Below are 17,422 nucleotides of genomic sequence, written 5' to 3' on the forward strand. Positions count from 1 at the left end.
GGGATGCGGGAGCGACAGGGGCACGCTGGAGGGGCCTTCGCGCGGGCTTACGCCTGCGGTTTGGGCGGCATGAGCGGGTTCTCGCGCTTCAAGAGCGTCATGAACTCGTCGCCCGTGATGGTCTCCTTCTTGTAGAGGTAGCGGGCGAGCTCGTGCAGCTTGAACTTGTTCTCCTTCAGGATCTGCAGGGCGCGGGCGTGCGCGGCCTCGATATAGGTCTTCACGACCTCGTCCACGCGCTCGGCCGTGCCCGGTGCGCAGGTGAGCGAGGACTCCTGGCTGAGATAGGGGTTCTGCACCGTGCCGAGCGCCATCATGCCGAACTCCTCGGACATGCCGAAGCGCGTGATCATGTTGCGCGCGAGCTTGGTAGCCTGCTCGATGTCGTTGGCGGCGCCGGTGGTCATCTCGCCGAAGATGAGCTCCTCGGCGGCGCGGCCGCCGCAGTACACCGCGAGCTTGTCGAGCACCTCCTGCTTGGTGGTGAGGAACTTCTCGTCCTCCTCGACCTGCATGGTGTAGCCGAGGGCGCCCGAGGTGCGCGGCACGATCGTGATCTTGGTGACGGGCGCGCCCTCCTTCATGTTCGCCGCGACGATGGCATGGCCGATCTCGTGGTAGGAGACGACCTGCTTCTCGTGGTCGGAGAGCACGGTGGACTTGCGCTGCTGGCCGGCGATGACGACCTCGACCGATTCCTCGAAGTCCTCCTGCGTGGCGCGGCTGCGGCCCTGGCGCACGGCGCGCAGCGCGCCCTCGTTGATGATGTTCGAGAGGTCCGCGCCCGAGGCGCCGGGCGTGGCGCGCGCGATGGCGGAGAGGTCGATCGGCGGCTGGGTCTTCACGTCCTTGGCATGCAGCTCGAGGATGGCCTTGCGGCCCGCGAGGTCAGGCAGCTCGACGGGGATGCGCCGGTCGAAGCGGCCGGGGCGCAGGAGCGCCGGGTCGAGCGAGTCGGGGCGGTTCGTGGCGGCGAGCACCACGATGCCCTTGTGGTTGTCGAAGCCGTCCATCTCGGTGAGGAGCTGGTTCAAGGTCTGCTCGCGCTCGTCGTTGGTGGAGAGGCCCGCGTCGCGGCGCTTGCCCACGGCGTCGATCTCGTCGATGAAGACGATGCAGGGGGCCTTCTCGTTCGCCTGCTTGAACAGGTCGCGCACCTTGGCGGCGCCGCGGCCGACGAACATCTCGACGAACTCGGAGCCCGAGATGGAGAAGAACGGCACGCCCGCCTCGCCGGCGACGGCCTTGGCGAGCAGGGTCTTACCGGTGCCCGGAGGGCCCACGAGCAGGGCGCCGCGCGGCAGGCGCGCGCCGATGGCCTCGTAGCGCTTGGGGTTCTCGAGGAAGTCGACGACCTCCTTGAGCGACTCCTTGGCCTCCTCCTGGCCGGCGACGTCCTTGAAGGTGACGCCCACGTCCTTCGACGCGACGATGCGGGCGCCGCTCTTGCCGAGGCCGCCCCCGCCCATGCCGCCGAACCCGCTGCCGAAGTTCATCGACGGGCCGTCGTCGCCCGAGGCCTTCTTCATGCGGCGGTTGATCCACCAGCCGATGAGGAAGAAGATCGCGAACGGCAGCACGAGCGTGATGAGGTAGTAGGTCCACAGGCTCGAGTCGTTGTTGGGGATCACGACGTCGATATCGGCCCCGGACTCCCTGATGAGCTGGATCAAGGTGTCCTCGGAGCCGGGCATGACGGTCGTGCGGTAGGCGACGTTGTCGGGGTCGCCCTCGCGCGTGTAGACGGCATCGTACTCGCCGGTGGTGTAGTCGATCTTGTCGACATCGCCCTTCTCGAGGTCATCGAGGAGCGTGGTGTAGCTCACCTCGGTGATCTGCGCCTGCTGGCCCATGTTGGGGAAGAGCACGGTGTTCAGCACCAGGTACACCATGAAGGCGATGATGATGTAGAGGATCATGTTCCGTCTACGTTTATGGTCATCCATCTCCATCGGGAACAACTCCATTCCGTACGTTCATAATGGTTAGAGGATACCCAGCGCACAAGGGGCTAATCAGACATCTTCGAGCACAGGGGAAGGAGCTCGCATGGCGTTTGGAAGGCGCTCCGCCCGGCATGCGGGGGCGGCATCGCTCGACGTGACCCACGGCGTGATCTGGCGGCAGCTCCTGCTGCTGTGCGTGCCCATCTTCTTCAGCTCGTTCTTCCAGCAGGCCCACGCGCTCATCAACACCTTCATCCTGGGGCAGTTCGGCGGCAAGCTCGCGCTCGGCGGCGTGCAGGCGACCGCATCGCTCTTCGAGCTCGCCGTGGGCTTCTCGGTGGGGCTCGGCGCGGGCTGCGCCGTCATATCGGGCCAGTTCTTCGGCAGCCACGACGACGAGCGGCTCGCGCGCTCCATACACACCGCCATGACGCTCGCGCTGGCGCTCGGCGCGGCCGTCTCCGTCGCGGGCGCGCTCTTCATCCCGCAGGTGCTTGCCCTCATGGGGACCCCTGCCGACCTCATGCCCGAGGCGGTCCCCTACGCGCGCTGCTACGCCGTCGGCATGGTGTTCTCGCTCACGCTCAACATGGGCTCGGCGCTCCTGCGCTCCGTGGGCGACACGCGCACCCCCGCCCTCATCATCGCGAGCGGCTGCGTGATCAACGCCGCGCTCGACGTCGTCTTCGTCGCCGTGCTGCACCTCGAGGCCATGGGCTGCGGCATCGCCACCGCGACGACCCTCTTCGTGAACGCCGCCCTCATCGTGCGCCGGCTCACGCGCGCCGAGGGCGCGTGGCGGCTCGACCTCAGGCGCCTGGGCTTCGACACCAGGATCTTGAGGAGCATGGTCGCCACGGGGCTTCCCCTCGCCATCCAGTCCTCGGTCTACTCCATCTCGAACATCATCCTGCAGTCGACGGTCAACACCTTCGGCTCGGACGCCGTGACGGGCTGGGGCCTCTCGGGGCGCCTCGACGCCATGATCTGGATGGTCACCGAGGCGCTCGGGGTGTCCGTCACCACGTTCGCCGCGCAGAACTTCGGGGCGCGCGACTACGACCGCATGCGCCGGGGCTACCACACCTCGCTCTTCATCACGGTCGTGCTCGTGGGCAGCATCTCGGCGTTCCTCGTCGCGTTCGTGGAGCCGCTCGCTCGCCTGTTCATCGACGACGCGGCGGTGACCGGCTACACCACGACGATGATCCACTTCATCGCGCCGTTCTACGTGTTCTACTCCATCGTCGACAACACCTCGGGCGCGATCCGCGGGTCGGGCGAGAGCCTGCGGCCGATGCTGCTCACCATCCTGGGCACCGTCGTCTTCCGCATCATCTGGCTGCTCTCCGTGGTGCCGCTGCACCACACGATCGAGACCATGCTCATGGTCTACCCGGTCACCTGGATTCTCTCGGCCTGCCTGTTCGTGGGCTACCACCACTGGGGCCACTGGCTGCGCCACGCCGAGCGCAGGGCGGCGCGCCTCGAGGCCGCGACGCACGCGCGCGAGGGGCACCAGGAGGTCGAGCTCTAGCGCGGGGCGCCGGGGCCGGGGCCGGGGCCGCCGCCGGTCGCGCGGCCGAGCGCGGAAAGCCGGCGCGAACCGCGCGCGGCGGAGCCGTTCCCGCTGGGCGTGCGAACCCTTTTTATGCGTAGCGCCCCGGACGGTAATGGTAGGCGTTCGAGGCATGGGGGCAGAGCTGCCAGAAGGCCACGGCCGAGGCGGCGGCGACGTTCAGCGAGTCGACGCCGTTCGCCATGGGGATCCTCACCGCGATGTCGGCGCCGGCTATCGTGCGCGGGGTAAGCCCCGCACCCTCGGTCCCCATGAAGAGGGCGAGGCGCTCGTGCGCCACGAGCTCAGGGTCGTCGAGCGACACCGAGTCGTCGGTGAGCGCGAGGGCGGCGCAGGTGAACCCCGCGTCATGGAGGGTCTCGAGCCCGTCTTGGGGCCAGCGGCGCGCCTCGCTGCCGATGCGCGTCCAGGGCACCTGGAAGACCGTGCCCATCGAGACGCGCACGGCGCGGCGGTAGAGCGGGTCGCAGCAGGTGGGGCTCACGAGCACGCCGTCGACGTTCAGGGCCGCCGCGGACCTGAAGATCGCCCCGACGTTCGTGTGGTCGACGATGCCCTCGAGCACGCAGACGCGCACCGGGCGCCCGTCTTCGCGCGCCACGAGCCCCTCGAGGAACGACCCCGCGTCCGGCAGCCGCGGCCGGCGGCAGGCGGCGAGCGCCCCGCGCGTGACCGTAAAGCCGGTCAGCCGCTCCATGAGCTCCATCGGCGCCACGAACACCGGGACCGGCTCCGGCACGTCCAGGGTCTCGAGCAGGGGCGTGAGCGGCTCGAGCCACCGCTCGCCCAGAAGGAAGCTCACCGGCTCCATGCCGGCGTCCGCCGCCCGCTCGATGACCTTCAGGCTCTCGGCGATGAAGATCCCCTTCTCCGGCTCGAGGACGCTCCTGAGCTCGCGCTCGGTGAGCCGCGTGTACGCGTCCAGGCGCTCGTCGCCCAGGCTGTCGATGCGGATGACCTCGTACATGCTAGGACACCGCATCCGAAACGACGCCCGCGGCCCCCGAGATGGGGTCGGCCGCCGCATCGAGCGGGACGCTCGCGTCGCCGCGGCGCGCATCGCCCGTGCGCTCGTAGGTCACGAACTCGTACGCCACGCCCGCATCGCCCTCGCCCTCGGCGACCACGTGGCCGCCGTCGCGCGCGGCGATATGCCAGGCAGGGTCGTCGTCGAGGTTCGGGAAGAAGGTGTCCGCGGGGCGCTCGCAGCGGTTTCTCGTCACGACGGCTTCCGAGCAGAAGGGCAGCAGCTGCCGGTAGACCTCCGCGCCGCCGATGACCCAGGCCTCGTCCTCCCCCGCGACGGCGGCGAGCGCCTCGTCCACGGAGCGGACGGCCTCGACGCCGGCGCGCGCGAACGACGCGTCGCGCGTGAGCACGACGTTGCGGCGGTCCTTGAGCGGGCGGCCGCCGGGAAAGCTCTCGAGGGTCTTGCGGCCCATGATGACCGCATGGCCCTTGGTGCACGCCACGAAATGGCGCATGTCGGCGCGGTTCTCGACGACCATGCCGCCGTCGAGACCGATCCCCCAGTCGTCGCATACCGCGACGATGGCCTTGAGGTCCATCGATACCCCTCTCACTCCTGCTTGCGCGCGCTCGTTGCGGTATTCGGTGCGAACGTTCGCGCGCATCTACGATAGCGCATTGCCGCGCGTTTGCGACCTGCGGTTTTACTCGAGCGGGAACCGGGTCTTTCAGCTGACGCCGAAATCTCGCACCGAATTCCGCAACGAACGTCGCGCTCGCCCGGGAACCCCGCGAACCAGGCCCCCGCCAGCGACCCCGCCCGCGGCCTACACGGCGATCGGGATCCCCTTCACCTGGGGCCCGTGCTGGTAGTCCTCGACGATGAGGTCGTCGGTCGTGAAGTCGTAGAAGTCCGTGACCGCGGGGTTGAGCGAGACCTTGGGTGCCGGGAACTGCGGGCGGGCGATGAGCTCGCGCACGATGTCCACATGCCGGTCGTAGATGTGCGCGTCCACGATCACGTGCAGAAGCTCGCCGGCGACCATCCCCGTGCTCTGGGCGACCATCATGAGCAGGATCGCGTACTGGCACACGTTCCAGTTGTTCGCCGCGAGGATGTCCTGGCTGCGCTGCATGAGCACCATGTTGAGGGTGGGCCGCTCGTCGCCCTCCGCGTGCGTGACGTTGTAGGTCACGCTGTAGGCGCACGGATAGAGGTGCATCTCGTGGAGGTCGGCGAAGGTGTACATGTTCGTCATGATGCGGCGCGAGTACGGCGTATGCGTGAGGTCAAAGAGCACGCGGTCCATCTGGTCGAAGTCGCCCTCCGGGTAGTGCGACTTCTGCGCGATCTGGTAGCCGTAGGCCTTACCGATAGAACCGGTCTCGTCGGCCCACTCGTCCCAGATGTGGCTGTTGAGGTCGTGGATGTTGTTCGACTTCCGCTGGTATATCCACAGGATCTCGTCCATCGCGCTCTTGAGCGCCGTGCGGCGCAGCGTGAGCGCGGGGAACTCCTCGCGCAGGTCGTAGCGGGCGGTCACGCCGAAGTTCTTGATGGTGTAGGCGGGCGTGCCGTCCTCCCAGCGCGGCCGCACCTTCTCGCCCTCGGTCGTGGTGCCGTGGTCGAGGATGTCCGTGCACATCTTCACGAAGAGCTGGTCTGCCTTGCTCATGCGCGCTCCCGTCTCGCAGTCCGAATCGAACGCATCCATTGTAGGCGAGCGGGCGCCGGCGCGCCCCGCGGCGCCGGCACGGCCATAGAGAACACGAAACGGCGGCAGAGCGGGCACCTAGGCGCGGGCGAGCTCCTCCTCGTCGTCCGGCACCGCGTCAGAGCCCTTGCCGAGGCCGACCACGAAATCGATGAGCGGCGACGAGATGAACACCGTCACGAGCGAGAACGCGATCTTGGTGATGGGGATGTAGGAGAGCGAGAGCACAAGCACGGTGAGGTCCGTGAACAGGTAGCAGCGCGCGAGCTTGAGCCCGGTGAGCTTGTTGATCGAGAGGGCGAGCGCGTCGTCGCCGCCCGCCGACGCGTTGCAGCGCACCACGAGGCCCGCGCCCACGCCGACGAACATGCCGCCCAGGATGGCCGCGACGAGCGGATGGGCCGAGAGGTCGGGCAGCAGGTGCGGCAGGCTCTCCCAGAGGGCGTAGAACAGCGCGAGGAGCACGCTCGAGACGGCGGACCAGCCGAGGAAGCCGGCGCCGAGCACGAAGAGCCCCACGAGGTAGCAGACGGCGTCGAGCACGGGCGAGGCGATAGAGGCGTCAATGCCGAACCAGTGGTTGAGCAGCAGGATGCCGCCGAGGACGCCGCCCTCGGTGATGCCCACGACCTGGTGGATGTTGTGCATGCCGAACGTGAGGATCGCGCAGCCGAGCGCGATGGTCAAAGAGCGCCTCGCGAGCGCGCGCGGCGACGCCTGCTCGAGGGTGTCCTTGGCCTTCCGTTGCATCTTCATCGCTAGCTCGGCGAGCATCGTTCCCACTCCATCTTGCGCCGTATCGTTTCCATTCGCTTCCCTAGGGTAAACTCTGGTACGGTACCAGGGTCAAGCGACGGGCATGGAGAAAGCATGGAGCGCACGCGCATCAAGGACAGCTACACCATCAGCGAGGTCTCGCGGCTTTTCGGGATCGGCATCGACTCGCTGCGCTACTACGAGCGGCTCGGCATCATCGCGCCGGCGCGGGCCGCCAACGGCTACCGGATCTACAGCCTCTCCGACATGTACAAGCTCGCGAGCATCAAGGAGCTCAGGAGCCTGGGGCTCGGCATGGAGGCCATCGGCTACTACCTCGACCACCAGGAACTCGCGAGCACGGAGCAACTCCTCGCCGACGAGATCGACCTCATCGAGAAGCAGATATCGAGCCTCCGCGAGCGGGCGGCGGCGCTCACCGAGCGGCGCGCCCGGCTCGATGCCGCCCAGGCCGCTGCGACCGGCGAGGTCATCGCGTGCGAGCTGCCCGCACGGCGGTGCGTGCGGCTCTCGGGAAGGCTCGAGCGCGACGAGGAGATGGACCTCTTCATATCGCGCCTGCACCGCCGCTACGACACGCAGCTGCCGCTTCTGGGCACGATGACCGTCGGCGCGTTCTTCGACCGCGAGGCGCTCGCCGCCGGCCGCGCCGACGTCTTCGAGTCGGTGTTCTTCGTCGTGGACGATGAAAGCGTGCCCTGCGATTTCGAGCTACCGGCGGGCGGGTACCTCACCTACCGCTACCGCGGCCCCTACAGCCAGGACGCCAGCGCCCTCTCCGCGCTCGCGCGGGCACGGGGACGCGAGGGCCTCTGCGAGGACGCGGCCCCCTTCGAGATCTACGAGATCGACAACCGCGACACCGCGCGCGAGGAGGAGTTCGTCACGCGCGTCGAGGTGCCCCTGGCATAGGCGCCGGACATGGCGTGAGCCTAGAGGGTGAGCAGGAGCGCGAGCAGCGGAAACGTAGCGAACGAGCAGACGGTCGTGACCACGATGCCGCGCGCGGGAAGGTTCGCGTCGATTCCGTACGCCGAGGCGACCGCCGGCGCGATCGAGCCGACGGGCATCGCGAGCAGCACGGTGAGCACGCCGGTGAGCACGCCGTCCACGCCCGCGAGGCGCAGCAGCGCGAAGAGCGCGAGGGGCAGGAAGATGAAGCGCAGGGCCTCGAAGAGGTAGAGCCGGCGCTCGTGCAGCACGTCGCCGAGATCCGACTCGGCGATGGCCACGCCCACGAGCATCATACCCAACGGCGACGTGGCGCTGCCGGCGAGCCCGCAGGCCTCGGCAGCGAACGCGGGCAGGTGGACATCGAGCAGGAAGAGCGCCATGGCGACCGCGCTCGCCGCGAGGGGCGCGCTCAGGATGCGGCTGTAATCGACGGCGCCGCCCTCGGCGCCCGCGGTGACGAGCATGACGCCCAGGCTGTAGAAGAGCAGGTTGAACACCGCGAAGACGATGCTCCCCAGAAAGACGGCGTCGCTGCCGTAGAGTGCCTCGATGACCGGAAAGCCCGCGAAGACGATGTTGGTGAAGGTCCCCATGAACAGGTAGAGCGGGCGTTCCCGTGCAGGCAGGCGCATCACCTGGATGATGAGCCAGCTCGCGGCGAGCATGATGAAGAAGAACGCGAGCCCCAGGACAAGGCCTCTCGCCACCTGCGCCCCGCCGAGCGAGCGGTCGGCCTGCGCGGCGGCGTCGAGGATGGTGCAGGGCAGGGTGATGTTGAAGACGAGGCCCGAGACGCCGTCGCGCACGGGCCCGGACAGGTAGCCCAGGCGAGCCGCCACGTAGCCGAGCAGCGACACGATGACGAGCGCGACCATGCTGTCGAGCGCGCCTGCGATCCCCAACATGTCTCCCCCCGAACGGAGCGCCTACTTGCGCTTCATCTGCTGCTCCATGGCGCGGAGCATGTCCATCTCGGAGCCTGCGCCCATGCCGCCGAAGGGGTTGCCGCCGCCCATACCGGGCATCCCGGGCATTCCGGGCATGCCAGGCATGCCGGGCATGCGCATCCGCTTGCCCTTCTTGCCCTTCTTCCCCTTCTTGCCGCCCTGCTGCTGGGTCATGGAGCGCATCTTGCCCATCATCTTGTTCATCTCGCCCCACTGCTTCATGAGGTTGTTGACGTCGGTGGGCGTGGTGCCGGAACCGCGGGCGATGCGCGCGCGCCGCTGCCCGTTGATCATCGAGGGCTTCAGGCGCTCCTTGGCGGTCATTGACTGGATCATGGCCTCGATCTTGTCGAGCATGGACTCGTCGAAGTTGCCGCCCATCTGGTTGAGCATGCGCTGGCCGCCGGGAAGCATCCCGATGAGCGACTTCATGCCGCCCATCTTCCTGAGCATGCGCATCTGCTCCAAGAGGTCGTTCATGGTCAGGCCGTCACGGAGCATGCGCTCGGCAGCCTCGAGCTGCTCGGCGTTGGCGGCCTCCTGGGCCTTCTCGATGATGCCCACCACGTCGCCCATGCCGAGGATGCGCTTGGCCATGCGGTCGGGGCTGAAGACCTCGAGCGAGTCGGGCTTCTCGCCCATCGACACGAACTTGATGGGCTTGCCGGTCACGGCGCGGACGGAGAGCGCGCCGCCGCCGCGGGCGTCGCCGTCGAGCTTGGAGATGATGACGCCGTCGAAGTCCGTGCGCTCGGCGAAGGTCGAGACCACGTTGACGATGTCCTGGCCGGTCATGGCGTCGACGACCATGAGCACCTGGTCGGGCTTGACCGCGCGCTTGATGTCGACGGCCTCCTGCATCATCTGCTCGTCGATCTGCAGGCGCCCCGCGGTGTCAACGATGACCACGTCGCGCATCTTGTCGACGGCCTCGCGCACGGCGCCCTGGGCGATCTCGATGGGATGCGCGCCGTCGCCGCGGAAGACCGGCACGCCGATCTCGCCGCCGAGGGTGGCGAGCTGGTCGGCGGCGGCGGGACGGTAGACGTCGCAGGCCGCGAGCAGCGGCGACTTGCCCTGCTTCTTCAGGAGGTAGGCGAGCTTGGCGGCCGCGGTGGTCTTACCGGAGCCCTGCAGGCCCACCAGCATGATGACGTTGGGGATGCGGTTCGAGAGCACGAGCTTGCTCTCGGTGGAGCCGAGGAGCTCGACGAGCTCGTCGAGGACGATCTTCACGACGTTCTGCGCGGGCGTGAGCGACTCCATGACCTCGGCCGTGAGGCAGCGCTCGCGCGTCTTGGCGACGAAATCCTTCACGACCTTGTAGTTGACGTCCGCCTCGAGCAGCGCCATGCGGATGTCGCGCATCGCGGTCGTGATGTCGGCCTCGGTGAGCTTGCCCTTGCCGCGCAGGCGGTCGAAGGTGTCGTTCAGACGGTCGGAGAGGTTGTTGAACATGGGGGCTCCTATCGGGTTACCGCACAAGATGGGCTGGCTGCCCGCGCAGTCCCCTGCTCAGACAGTCCTCGCCGCTGCGCGGCCGCGGAACTCACGATGGACTGCGCGGGCAGCCAGCCCAAAGCGGGAATCCGTACTCGCGGCTGATACTCAGATGGGTTGATTGTACCGCAGGGAGCGGGGTCGTTGAGGGGTTTCGGCCATCGTACCCGAAGGCGACATGAACCGTCTGCGGACGCACGGGGGCCGCCCACCGGAGCCCTTCCGCTCCCGGCGACGCGCGGGCGACGCAGCACTACCATCCGAAGGGAACCCCGGGAGCGCCCGCACCCTGCGCTCGCGGAGACTCAAGGAGGCAAACATGGCAGCGCATGTCGTCAACGCGACCCAGACCATCGTCGTCGAGGGCTTCGACTGGGGGCCGGCCGTCACCGCGACCGTCATCGACTTCGGTGCCGCGGTCGCGGCCCGCACGCTCGACGCGCGCGCGTTTCGCGTGCGTGACCGCCGCCAGGATTACGTCGACGACGCTGCCGACGCGGACGGCATCGGCATCGTCGAGCACGAGCGCACCGTCGTTGACGCCTACCCGAGCGACGCGCAGGGCAGGCGCCTCGCCGGCGATTCGCGCTACGTCACGCTAGCAATGGCCGTCGGCGTGGACGACGGCGGCTGCAAGGTCTGGCGCGACTCGCTGAGCATGAACTTCTGGAGCGATCCGTACGAGCTCATAGTCGAGCTCGCGGGCGCGGCGCGGCTCGCCTTCGCGGACGGCGCGCCCATCGACGCGCTCGAGGTCGCGACCGACGACCTCATCGCCAACCGGTACGCCCCCGTCATGGACGCCTTCGCGACCGGGACGTTCACGGCATCGGATGGCCGCGCGCTCGCTTTCGCCGCCCACTCCCCCGCCGCCGACGGCGAACGCCACCCGCTCGTCGTCTGGCTCCATGGGGCGGGCGGCGGCGGGACCGACGTGTCCATGGCCGTCTTCGACACGAGGTGCACCGCGCTTGTCGAGAAGCCCTTCCAGACGGCGCTCGGCGGCACCCACGTGCTCATCCCCCAGTGCGACGGCTTCTGGCTCGAATACGAGGGCATGGGCGCGGACGGCCCGCTCGGCAACCCCGGCCTGCCCTCCGTCTGGAAGCGCGCGGTGCTCGAGCTCATCGACGCCCATATCGCCGCGCATGCTGACATCGACCCGGACCGCGTCCTCGTGGGCGGCTGCTCGAACGGCGGCTTCCTCACCTTGGACCTCGCGTTCGAGCGGCCCGGCTTCTTCGCCGCAGCCTTCCCCATCTGCGAGGCGTACCGGGACGCCGGCATCACGGACGCGATGCTCGCCTCGATACGCGAGCTGCCGCTTTGGTTCGTCTACACGCGCGCGGACGTCGTGGTCGATCCGCGCCTGAACGAGGACCCGACGCTTTGCCGCCTCGAGAAGGCGGGGGCGACGGACCTCCACGCCTCGATCTTCGACGACGCGCGGATCCTCCACGGGCCCTCGGCCGGCCACGTGTTCCCCGACGGCCACGAGGCATGGGTCTACTTCTTCAACGACCAGTGCGCCGACGCGCACGGCACCAGGATGTGGGACTGGCTCGCCCGGGCGCGGCGCCGCTAGCTACGCGGCGCCCACGAGCGCGCGGCAGAAGTCGTGCGCGTCGAACTCCTGCAAATCCTCAATGCGCTCGCCCACGCCGATGCGCAGGATGGGGAGCTTGAGCTTGGCCGCCACCGCGAGCGCGATGCCGCCCTTGGCGGTGCCGTCGAGTTTGGTCATGATGATGCCGTCGAGCCCCAGCGCCTCGTTGAACTCGAGCGCCTGCGAGAGCCCGTTCTGGCCGGTGCCGGCGTCGATCACGAGGACGACGCGCACGGGCATGGGGCCGGAGGCGCACCTCTCGGCGCGCTTGCGGGTCACGTTGACCACCTTGGCGAGCTCGCGCATGAGCTCGGCCGAGGTGTGGAGGCGCCCCGCCGTGTCGATGAGCACGAGGTCGGCACCCTGCGCGTCGGCCTGGTCGAGGACGTCGTAGCACACGCTCGCGGGGTCCGAGCCGCGGTCGCGCTTGACCACGGGCACGCCGGCGCGCTCGCCCCAGACGTCGAGCTGCTCGATGGCCGCGGCGCGGAACGTGTCGGCGGACCCGATGACGACGCGCTTGCCCGCCTCGTGCGCGGCGCTCGCGATCTTGCCCACCGTGGTGGTCTTGCCCGCGCCGTTGATGCCCACGAAGAGCACGCAGGAGGGCGTGTCGAGGAAGAAGTCGCTCGCGGGCTCGGTGAAGTACTCCTCGAGCCGGTCGGCGAGCGCGCGGCGCAGTTGGTCGGCGGTGGTGAGGTTCTTGCGCGCGGCGAGGTCGCGCAGGTCGTCGGTGACCTGCATCGAGATCTCGGCGCCCATGTCGCCCATGACGAGCGTGTCCTCGAGCTCCTCCCAGAAGCTCTCGTCCACCTCGCCGCCGAAGTAGAAGATCTCGTTCAGGGCCTCGCGGCTCCGCTCGAGCCCGCGGGAGAGTGCGTCGAAGAGTCCCATTTACGCGTTCACGACCTTTCCGGTTGCACGATCGAGTCTCTGGCTGACCACGCGGCTCACGCCGTCGGCCTGCATGGATACGCCGTAGAGGACGTCGGCGTCCTCCATGGTGCGGCGCTGGTGCGACACCACGAGCAGCTGCGTGCGGTGGCGCAGCACGTCGATGGCGTCGAGGAGCTTCGAGAGGTTGGAGTCGTCGAGCGCGGCCTCGACCTCGTCGAGCACGTAGAAGGGCACCGTGCGGGTGCGGTAGACGGCGAAGAGCAGCGCGAGCGCGGTGAGGCTCTTCTCGCCGCCGCTCATGAGCATCATCTTGGTGATGCGCTTGCCGCGCGGCTGCGCCACGACCTCGATGCCGGTCTCGGCGGGATGCTCGGGGTCGGTCATCTCGAGATGGGCCTGGCCGCCCGGGAACAGCATGCCGAAGATCTCGCGGAAGTTCGCGTCGACCTTCTCGAACGTCGTGAGGAAGGCCGTGCGCATCTTGCGGTCGATGGCGGCGATGATCTTGGTGAGCGCCTTGCGGGCGCGCTCGAGGTCGGCGAGCTGCTCCTCGATGTAGTCGGCGCGCTCGCGCAGGCGGTCGTACTCCCCCATGGCCACCTGGTTCACGGGGCCGAGGTTGTTGATCTGGCGCACGAGGTCGGCGAGCTCGCGCTCGGCCGCCTCACGGTCCTCGGGCGCGGGCAGGGTGAGCGCCTCCTCGAGCACCGTGGTGCCGTCGGCGGTGATGGCGGACACCGCGCTCTCGACCTGGACCTCGAGCTTGCCACGGGCGACCTTGAGCTCGCTTTGCGCGGCGACCGCGAGGTCGACCTCCTCCTTGGCGCGCGCGACCTGCGCCTTGGCGTCCTCGATGGTCTTCTTGAGCGATGCCGAGTCGGCCTCCTCGATGGACGCCTGGTCGCGCAGGCGGGCGGCCCACGCGGCGGCGCATTCGGAGAGCGCGGCGTAGCGGTCGTGCAGCGGGTCGACGCGCAGTCTCAGGACCTCGAGCGAACGCGATGCCTGCGTCGTCGCGCGGATGCGGCGGTCGATCCCCTCGAGCCTGCGCTCGAGCTCGGGCACGCGCGCCTGGAGCGACTTCAAGCGCTCCGCGGCCTGGGCGCGGCGCACGCGGGCGTCGCCGAGCTCGGAGGCCGCCTCGGCGTCCTCGCGGCGGAGCCGGTCGAGCTCGTCGGTCGCGTCGGCGATCTCCTGGGCGCGCTCGCCCGCCGCGGCACGGGCCTCGTCGCGGGTGCGCTCGAGCTCCTCGGCGCGCGGGGCGGCGGCGCGGGCGTTCTCGGCTGCCATCTCGCGGCGCTTGGCGATGCGCGCCCGCTCGGCGGTAGACGTCGCGATGGACTGCTCCAGGCGGCCGATCTCCTCGCGAACGGAGGTGCGCTCGCCCTCGAGGCGCGCGAGGTCGCCGGCGATGTCGCGCTCACCCGCGCGCGCGGCCTCCACGGCCTCCTGGGCCTCGGCGACCTGGGCGACCAGGCGGTCGAAGAGCGTCGAGAGGTCGGGCTCCATGCCCTCGAGCTCGCGGATGCGGCGCTTGCGCTCGAGTGAGCCGGCCTGCTCGTCCTGGGCGCGGCCGAGCCGCACCACGCCGCCGTCGCGGACGCGGGCGCCGTCGCGCGTGACGTAGACCACGCCGGGCACCGCCGGGGAGGCGAGCGCCTCCTCGAGCGAGTCGACGAGGTGGATGTGGCCGAGCATGCTCGCGACCGCGTCGGCGTACCCATCGCGGACCTGCAGCAGCTCCACGAGGCGCGTCCCCGCGGCGTCGGCGGCCTTGGGCGCGCGGACGTCGCGCGAGACGAGCGTGGCCTCGCCCGAGACGTCCTCGGCGGAAAGCGCCTGGGAGCCAGCCTCGAGCGTGGAGGCCCGGGAGCCCATCACGAGCGCGTCGATGTCGCCGCCGAGCAGCTGCTCAACCAGGCCCTCGAGCTCGGTCGGCGCCTCGATGACGTCGCCGAGCCGCGCGTCGACGGCGGAGGCGTTGTCCTCGGCGATGCGCGCCGCCAAGGGCGACGCGTCGGCGAGGCGCGCGTCGAGCTTGCGGAGGCTCCCGAGCTCGGAGCGGACCTCGCCCAGGCGCTCGCGTGCCTCGGCTTCCCGCCCGCGCAGCCCGTCCAGGGCGCGCGTCGCGGTATCGATGGCCTCGCTCGCCTCGGCGCGCTCGGATGTCGCCTGCTCGATGCGGGCGTCGATCTCCTCGGCATGCAGGCGGCGCTGCTCGAGGGAGGCCTCGACGTTCTCGAGCGCGTCGTCGATCTGCTCCAGGCGCGAGGCGTACATGGAGTCCTCGACCTCGGCGTTCGCGAGGGACTCGCGCACGCGGGCGAGCTCGAGGGTCGCGTCGTCGGCGCGGCGCTGGGCCTCGCGCTGGTCGCGCGTGAGCCGGCCGATGGCCTCGTCGAGCTCGACACGGCGGGCGTGCAGCTCGTCGGCGGCGGGCTCCAGGCGCGCCACGTCGGCGTCGGCGACGTCGAGCGCGGCTCTGACCTCGTCGAGCTGCCGGCGGGCGTCCTCGAGCTCCTCGGCGACGCGCCGGCGCTGGTGCTCGGACGACGAGAGGGTGCCGCGCATCTCGGAGAGGCGGGTCACCATGTTGTGGCCCTTCTCCTCGAGCAGGCGCATGTCCGAGCCGAGGCGGCCCATGATATCCTGCATGCGGCGGCGCTGCTCGCCGAGGTCACCCACGAACAGACCCTTCTCCTCGAGCATGACCTGCAGCTTCTCGAGCTCGCGCTCCTTCTCGCCCAGGCGGTAGCGCGAGAGCTCGAGCGCGGCGTCGCGCTCCTTGGCCTCGTGCTCGAGCGCCGCCCACTCCTTCTGGAGGCGCCTCAGCTCGTCGACGGCGAGGATGCGCGTGAGCTCGCCTGCGCGCTCGGTGAGGTCGCGGTGCTTGCGGGCGCGGTTCACCTGGCGCTCGAGCGGGCGGAGCTGGCGCGTGATCTCGCGGCTGATGTCGCGGGCGCGCGTGAGGTGCTCGTCCATGGAGCGGATCTTGCGCACCGCGCGCTCCTTGCGGCGCTTGTGCTTGGAGATGCCGGCGGCCTCCTCGATGAGGACGCGGCGCTCCTCGGGGCGGCTCTGCAGGATGGAGTCGAGCTTGCCCTGGCTGATGATCGAGTGGGTGTCCTTGCCGAGACCCGAGTCGTGCAGGATGTCCTGGATGTCCATGAGGCGGCAGGGGCTGGAGTTGATAAGGTACTCGCTCTCGCCGGAGCGATACATGCGCCGCGTGATGGCCACCTCGTCGAAGTCGACGGGCAGCACGTGGTCGGCGTTGTCGAGCACGAGCGTGACCTCGGCGACACCTACCGGCTGGCGCGCAGAGGAGCCCGAGAAGATGACGTCCTCCATGGCCTGGCCGCGCAGCTGCTTGGCGCTCTGCTCGCCGAGTACCCAGAGAATCGCGTCGGAGATGTTCGACTTGCCCGAGCCGTTGGGGCCGACGATGACCGTGAGGCCGGGCTCGAAGGTCATGTGGGCGCGATCGGCGAACGACTTGAAGCCCTTGAGCGTGAGTGACTTGAGGTACATGCCCCCTACCCGTGCCTTCCTTGGGAGTCCGTGTCGATGTAGCCCAGGCGCGCGAGCGCATCCTGGGCGGCCGCCGCCTCGGCCTCCTTCTTCGAGGGACCGCTGCCCCTGCCCTGGCGCACGCCGTCGACCATCACGACTGCCGTGAAGGTGGGCGCATGCGCGGGACCGCTCGTGTCGACCAGCTTGTAGACCGGCGGCTCCATGCGGTCCCCCTGGACGCATTCCTGGAGGTACGACTTGGGGTTCGAGGGCCGCTCGGCGCGCTCGGTGGCCAGATGCGGCTTGAGCGTGTCCATGATGAAGCGCTCGGCGACCTCGCGCCCGCCGTCCAAAAAGAGCGCCCCCACGAGCGACTCGTAGACGTTCTCGAGCGCGGAGTGCAGCCCGCGCGCGCCGGTGCCGGTCTCTGAGGCGCCGAAGATGATGCACTCGTCGATACCGAGCTCGTGGGCGACCTCCGAGAGCGTGGAGCCCGCCACGAGCGAGACCTTGAGGCGCGTGAGCTTACCCTCGTCGAGGTCGGGGTAGCTGCGGAAGAGCGCGAGGGCCACGATCGAGCCCAGGATCGAGTCCCCCAAAAACTCGAGGCGCTCGTAGGACGAGCCCACCGGCTCGCCCTCCACCGCCGAAGGGTGCGTGAGCGCCGTGCGCAGCAGCTTCTTGTCGTTGAACTCGTGCCCGCAGATCTTCTCGGCGCGGGCGAGCCGCTCTGATGTCGGCACGCTGGCTATGCCTCCTGCGTGGCCTCGATGGCGTCGATCGCGTCGGCCACGGAGTTGATGGCGAGCAGGCGCTCCTCGTCCATCTCGATATCGAACTCGTCCTCGAAGGCGGTGACGAGCTGCAGGCGATCGAGCGAATCGGCGTCGAGGTCGTCGAAGGTGGTCTTTTCGGTGATCTCGTCCGCGTTGATGCCGAGCACGTCGCTCGCGATGTCGGCGACCTTCTCGAAGATCTCGCTACGGTCCATGGTTGCTCCTTCCGGTGCTTGCTATGCC

At 69.2% G+C, this 17,422-nt stretch carries 13 protein-coding genes and 1 pseudogene; 3 read left to right on the forward strand and 11 right to left on the reverse strand.

Annotated features, from left to right (window positions below):
* Positions 1-47 precede the first annotated feature (47 nt).
* Positions 48-1,952, reverse strand: coding sequence for an ATP-dependent zinc metalloprotease FtsH (ftsH, locus tag FS885_RS00885; protein ID WP_186365713.1), 1,905 nt, complete (start codon positions 1,950-1,952; stop codon positions 48-50).
* Between the two features lie 97 nt (positions 1,953-2,049).
* On the opposite strand from ftsH, the gene FS885_RS00890 reads away from it, so the two are divergent.
* Complete coding sequence (locus FS885_RS00890; protein WP_144743066.1) at positions 2,050-3,483, forward strand: MATE family efflux transporter; 1,434 nt, start codon at positions 2,050-2,052, stop codon at positions 3,481-3,483.
* A 112-nt stretch (positions 3,484-3,595) separates the two neighbouring features.
* Here FS885_RS00890 and FS885_RS00895 read toward each other — a convergent pair whose 3' ends face one another.
* From FS885_RS00895 to FS885_RS00910, 4 genes and pseudogenes are all read right to left on the reverse strand, one after another.
* Positions 3,596-4,492 carry a TrmH family RNA methyltransferase gene (locus FS885_RS00895; protein WP_144743068.1) on the reverse strand — a complete coding sequence of 299 codons (897 nt, stop codon included), beginning with the start codon at positions 4,490-4,492 and terminating at the stop codon, positions 3,596-3,598.
* Positions 4,493-4,592: 100 nt separating this feature from the next.
* Positions 4,593-5,093, reverse strand: a pseudogene (locus FS885_RS00900) (dihydrofolate reductase); the annotation flags it as partial.
* Between the two features lie 228 nt (positions 5,094-5,321).
* Positions 5,322-6,170, reverse strand: coding sequence for a thymidylate synthase (thyA, locus tag FS885_RS00905; protein WP_144743072.1), 849 nt, complete (start codon positions 6,168-6,170; stop codon positions 5,322-5,324).
* 117 nt (positions 6,171-6,287) lie between these two features.
* On the reverse strand, positions 6,288-6,983 hold the full coding sequence (locus FS885_RS00910) for a YitT family protein (protein ID WP_246060681.1): 696 nt from the start codon (positions 6,981-6,983) through the stop codon (positions 6,288-6,290).
* A 96-nt stretch (positions 6,984-7,079) separates the two neighbouring features.
* Here FS885_RS00910 and FS885_RS00915 point away from each other — a divergent pair, with 96 nt between their 5' ends.
* Positions 7,080-7,898 carry a MerR family transcriptional regulator gene (locus tag FS885_RS00915; RefSeq protein ID WP_144743074.1) on the forward strand — a complete coding sequence of 273 codons (819 nt, stop codon included), beginning with the start codon at positions 7,080-7,082 and terminating at the stop codon, positions 7,896-7,898.
* 20 nt (positions 7,899-7,918) lie between these two features.
* Here the strand turns inward: FS885_RS00915 and FS885_RS00920 are convergent, their stop codons facing one another.
* Together FS885_RS00920 and ffh are read right to left on the reverse strand one after the other, a co-directional pair.
* Positions 7,919-8,845 (reverse strand): AEC family transporter, encoded by a 927-nt coding sequence (locus FS885_RS00920; RefSeq protein ID WP_144743076.1) that lies wholly within the window; start codon positions 8,843-8,845, stop codon positions 7,919-7,921.
* 21 nt (positions 8,846-8,866) lie between these two features.
* Positions 8,867-10,345 carry a signal recognition particle protein gene (gene ffh / locus FS885_RS00925; protein ID WP_144743078.1) on the reverse strand — a complete coding sequence of 493 codons (1,479 nt, stop codon included), beginning with the start codon at positions 10,343-10,345 and terminating at the stop codon, positions 8,867-8,869.
* A gap of 361 nt (positions 10,346-10,706) precedes the next feature.
* Here ffh and FS885_RS00930 point away from each other — a divergent pair, with 361 nt between their 5' ends.
* Positions 10,707-11,972: a hypothetical protein gene (locus tag FS885_RS00930; RefSeq protein WP_186365715.1), complete on the forward strand. Its 1,266-nt coding sequence runs from the start codon at positions 10,707-10,709 to the stop codon at positions 11,970-11,972.
* Here FS885_RS00930 and ftsY read toward each other — a convergent pair whose 3' ends face one another.
* Genes ftsY through FS885_RS00950 form a run of 4 tightly spaced genes read right to left on the reverse strand, consistent with a single transcriptional unit; the run spans position 11,973 to position 17,394 of the window.
* Entirely contained in the window at positions 11,973-12,887 is a 915-nt protein-coding gene (gene ftsY / locus FS885_RS00935; RefSeq protein WP_144743080.1) for a signal recognition particle-docking protein FtsY, read from the reverse strand.
* Positions 12,888-16,421 carry a chromosome segregation protein SMC gene (gene smc / locus FS885_RS00940; RefSeq protein ID WP_144743082.1) on the reverse strand — a complete coding sequence of 1,178 codons (3,534 nt, stop codon included), beginning with the start codon at positions 16,419-16,421 and terminating at the stop codon, positions 12,888-12,890. It abuts the gene before it with no gap.
* A gap of 5 nt (positions 16,422-16,426) precedes the next feature.
* Complete coding sequence (rnc, locus tag FS885_RS00945; RefSeq protein WP_144743084.1) at positions 16,427-17,146, reverse strand: ribonuclease III; 720 nt, start codon at positions 17,144-17,146, stop codon at positions 16,427-16,429.
* A gap of 5 nt (positions 17,147-17,151) precedes the next feature.
* Entirely contained in the window at positions 17,152-17,394 is a 243-nt protein-coding gene (locus FS885_RS00950) for an acyl carrier protein (protein ID WP_144743086.1), read from the reverse strand.
* Positions 17,395-17,422 lie beyond the last annotated feature (28 nt).

Origin of the sequence: Enorma burkinafasonensis (assembly GCF_902150035.1) — a bacterium.
GTDB classification, from domain to species: domain Bacteria; phylum Actinomycetota; class Coriobacteriia; order Coriobacteriales; family Coriobacteriaceae; genus Enorma; species Enorma burkinafasonensis.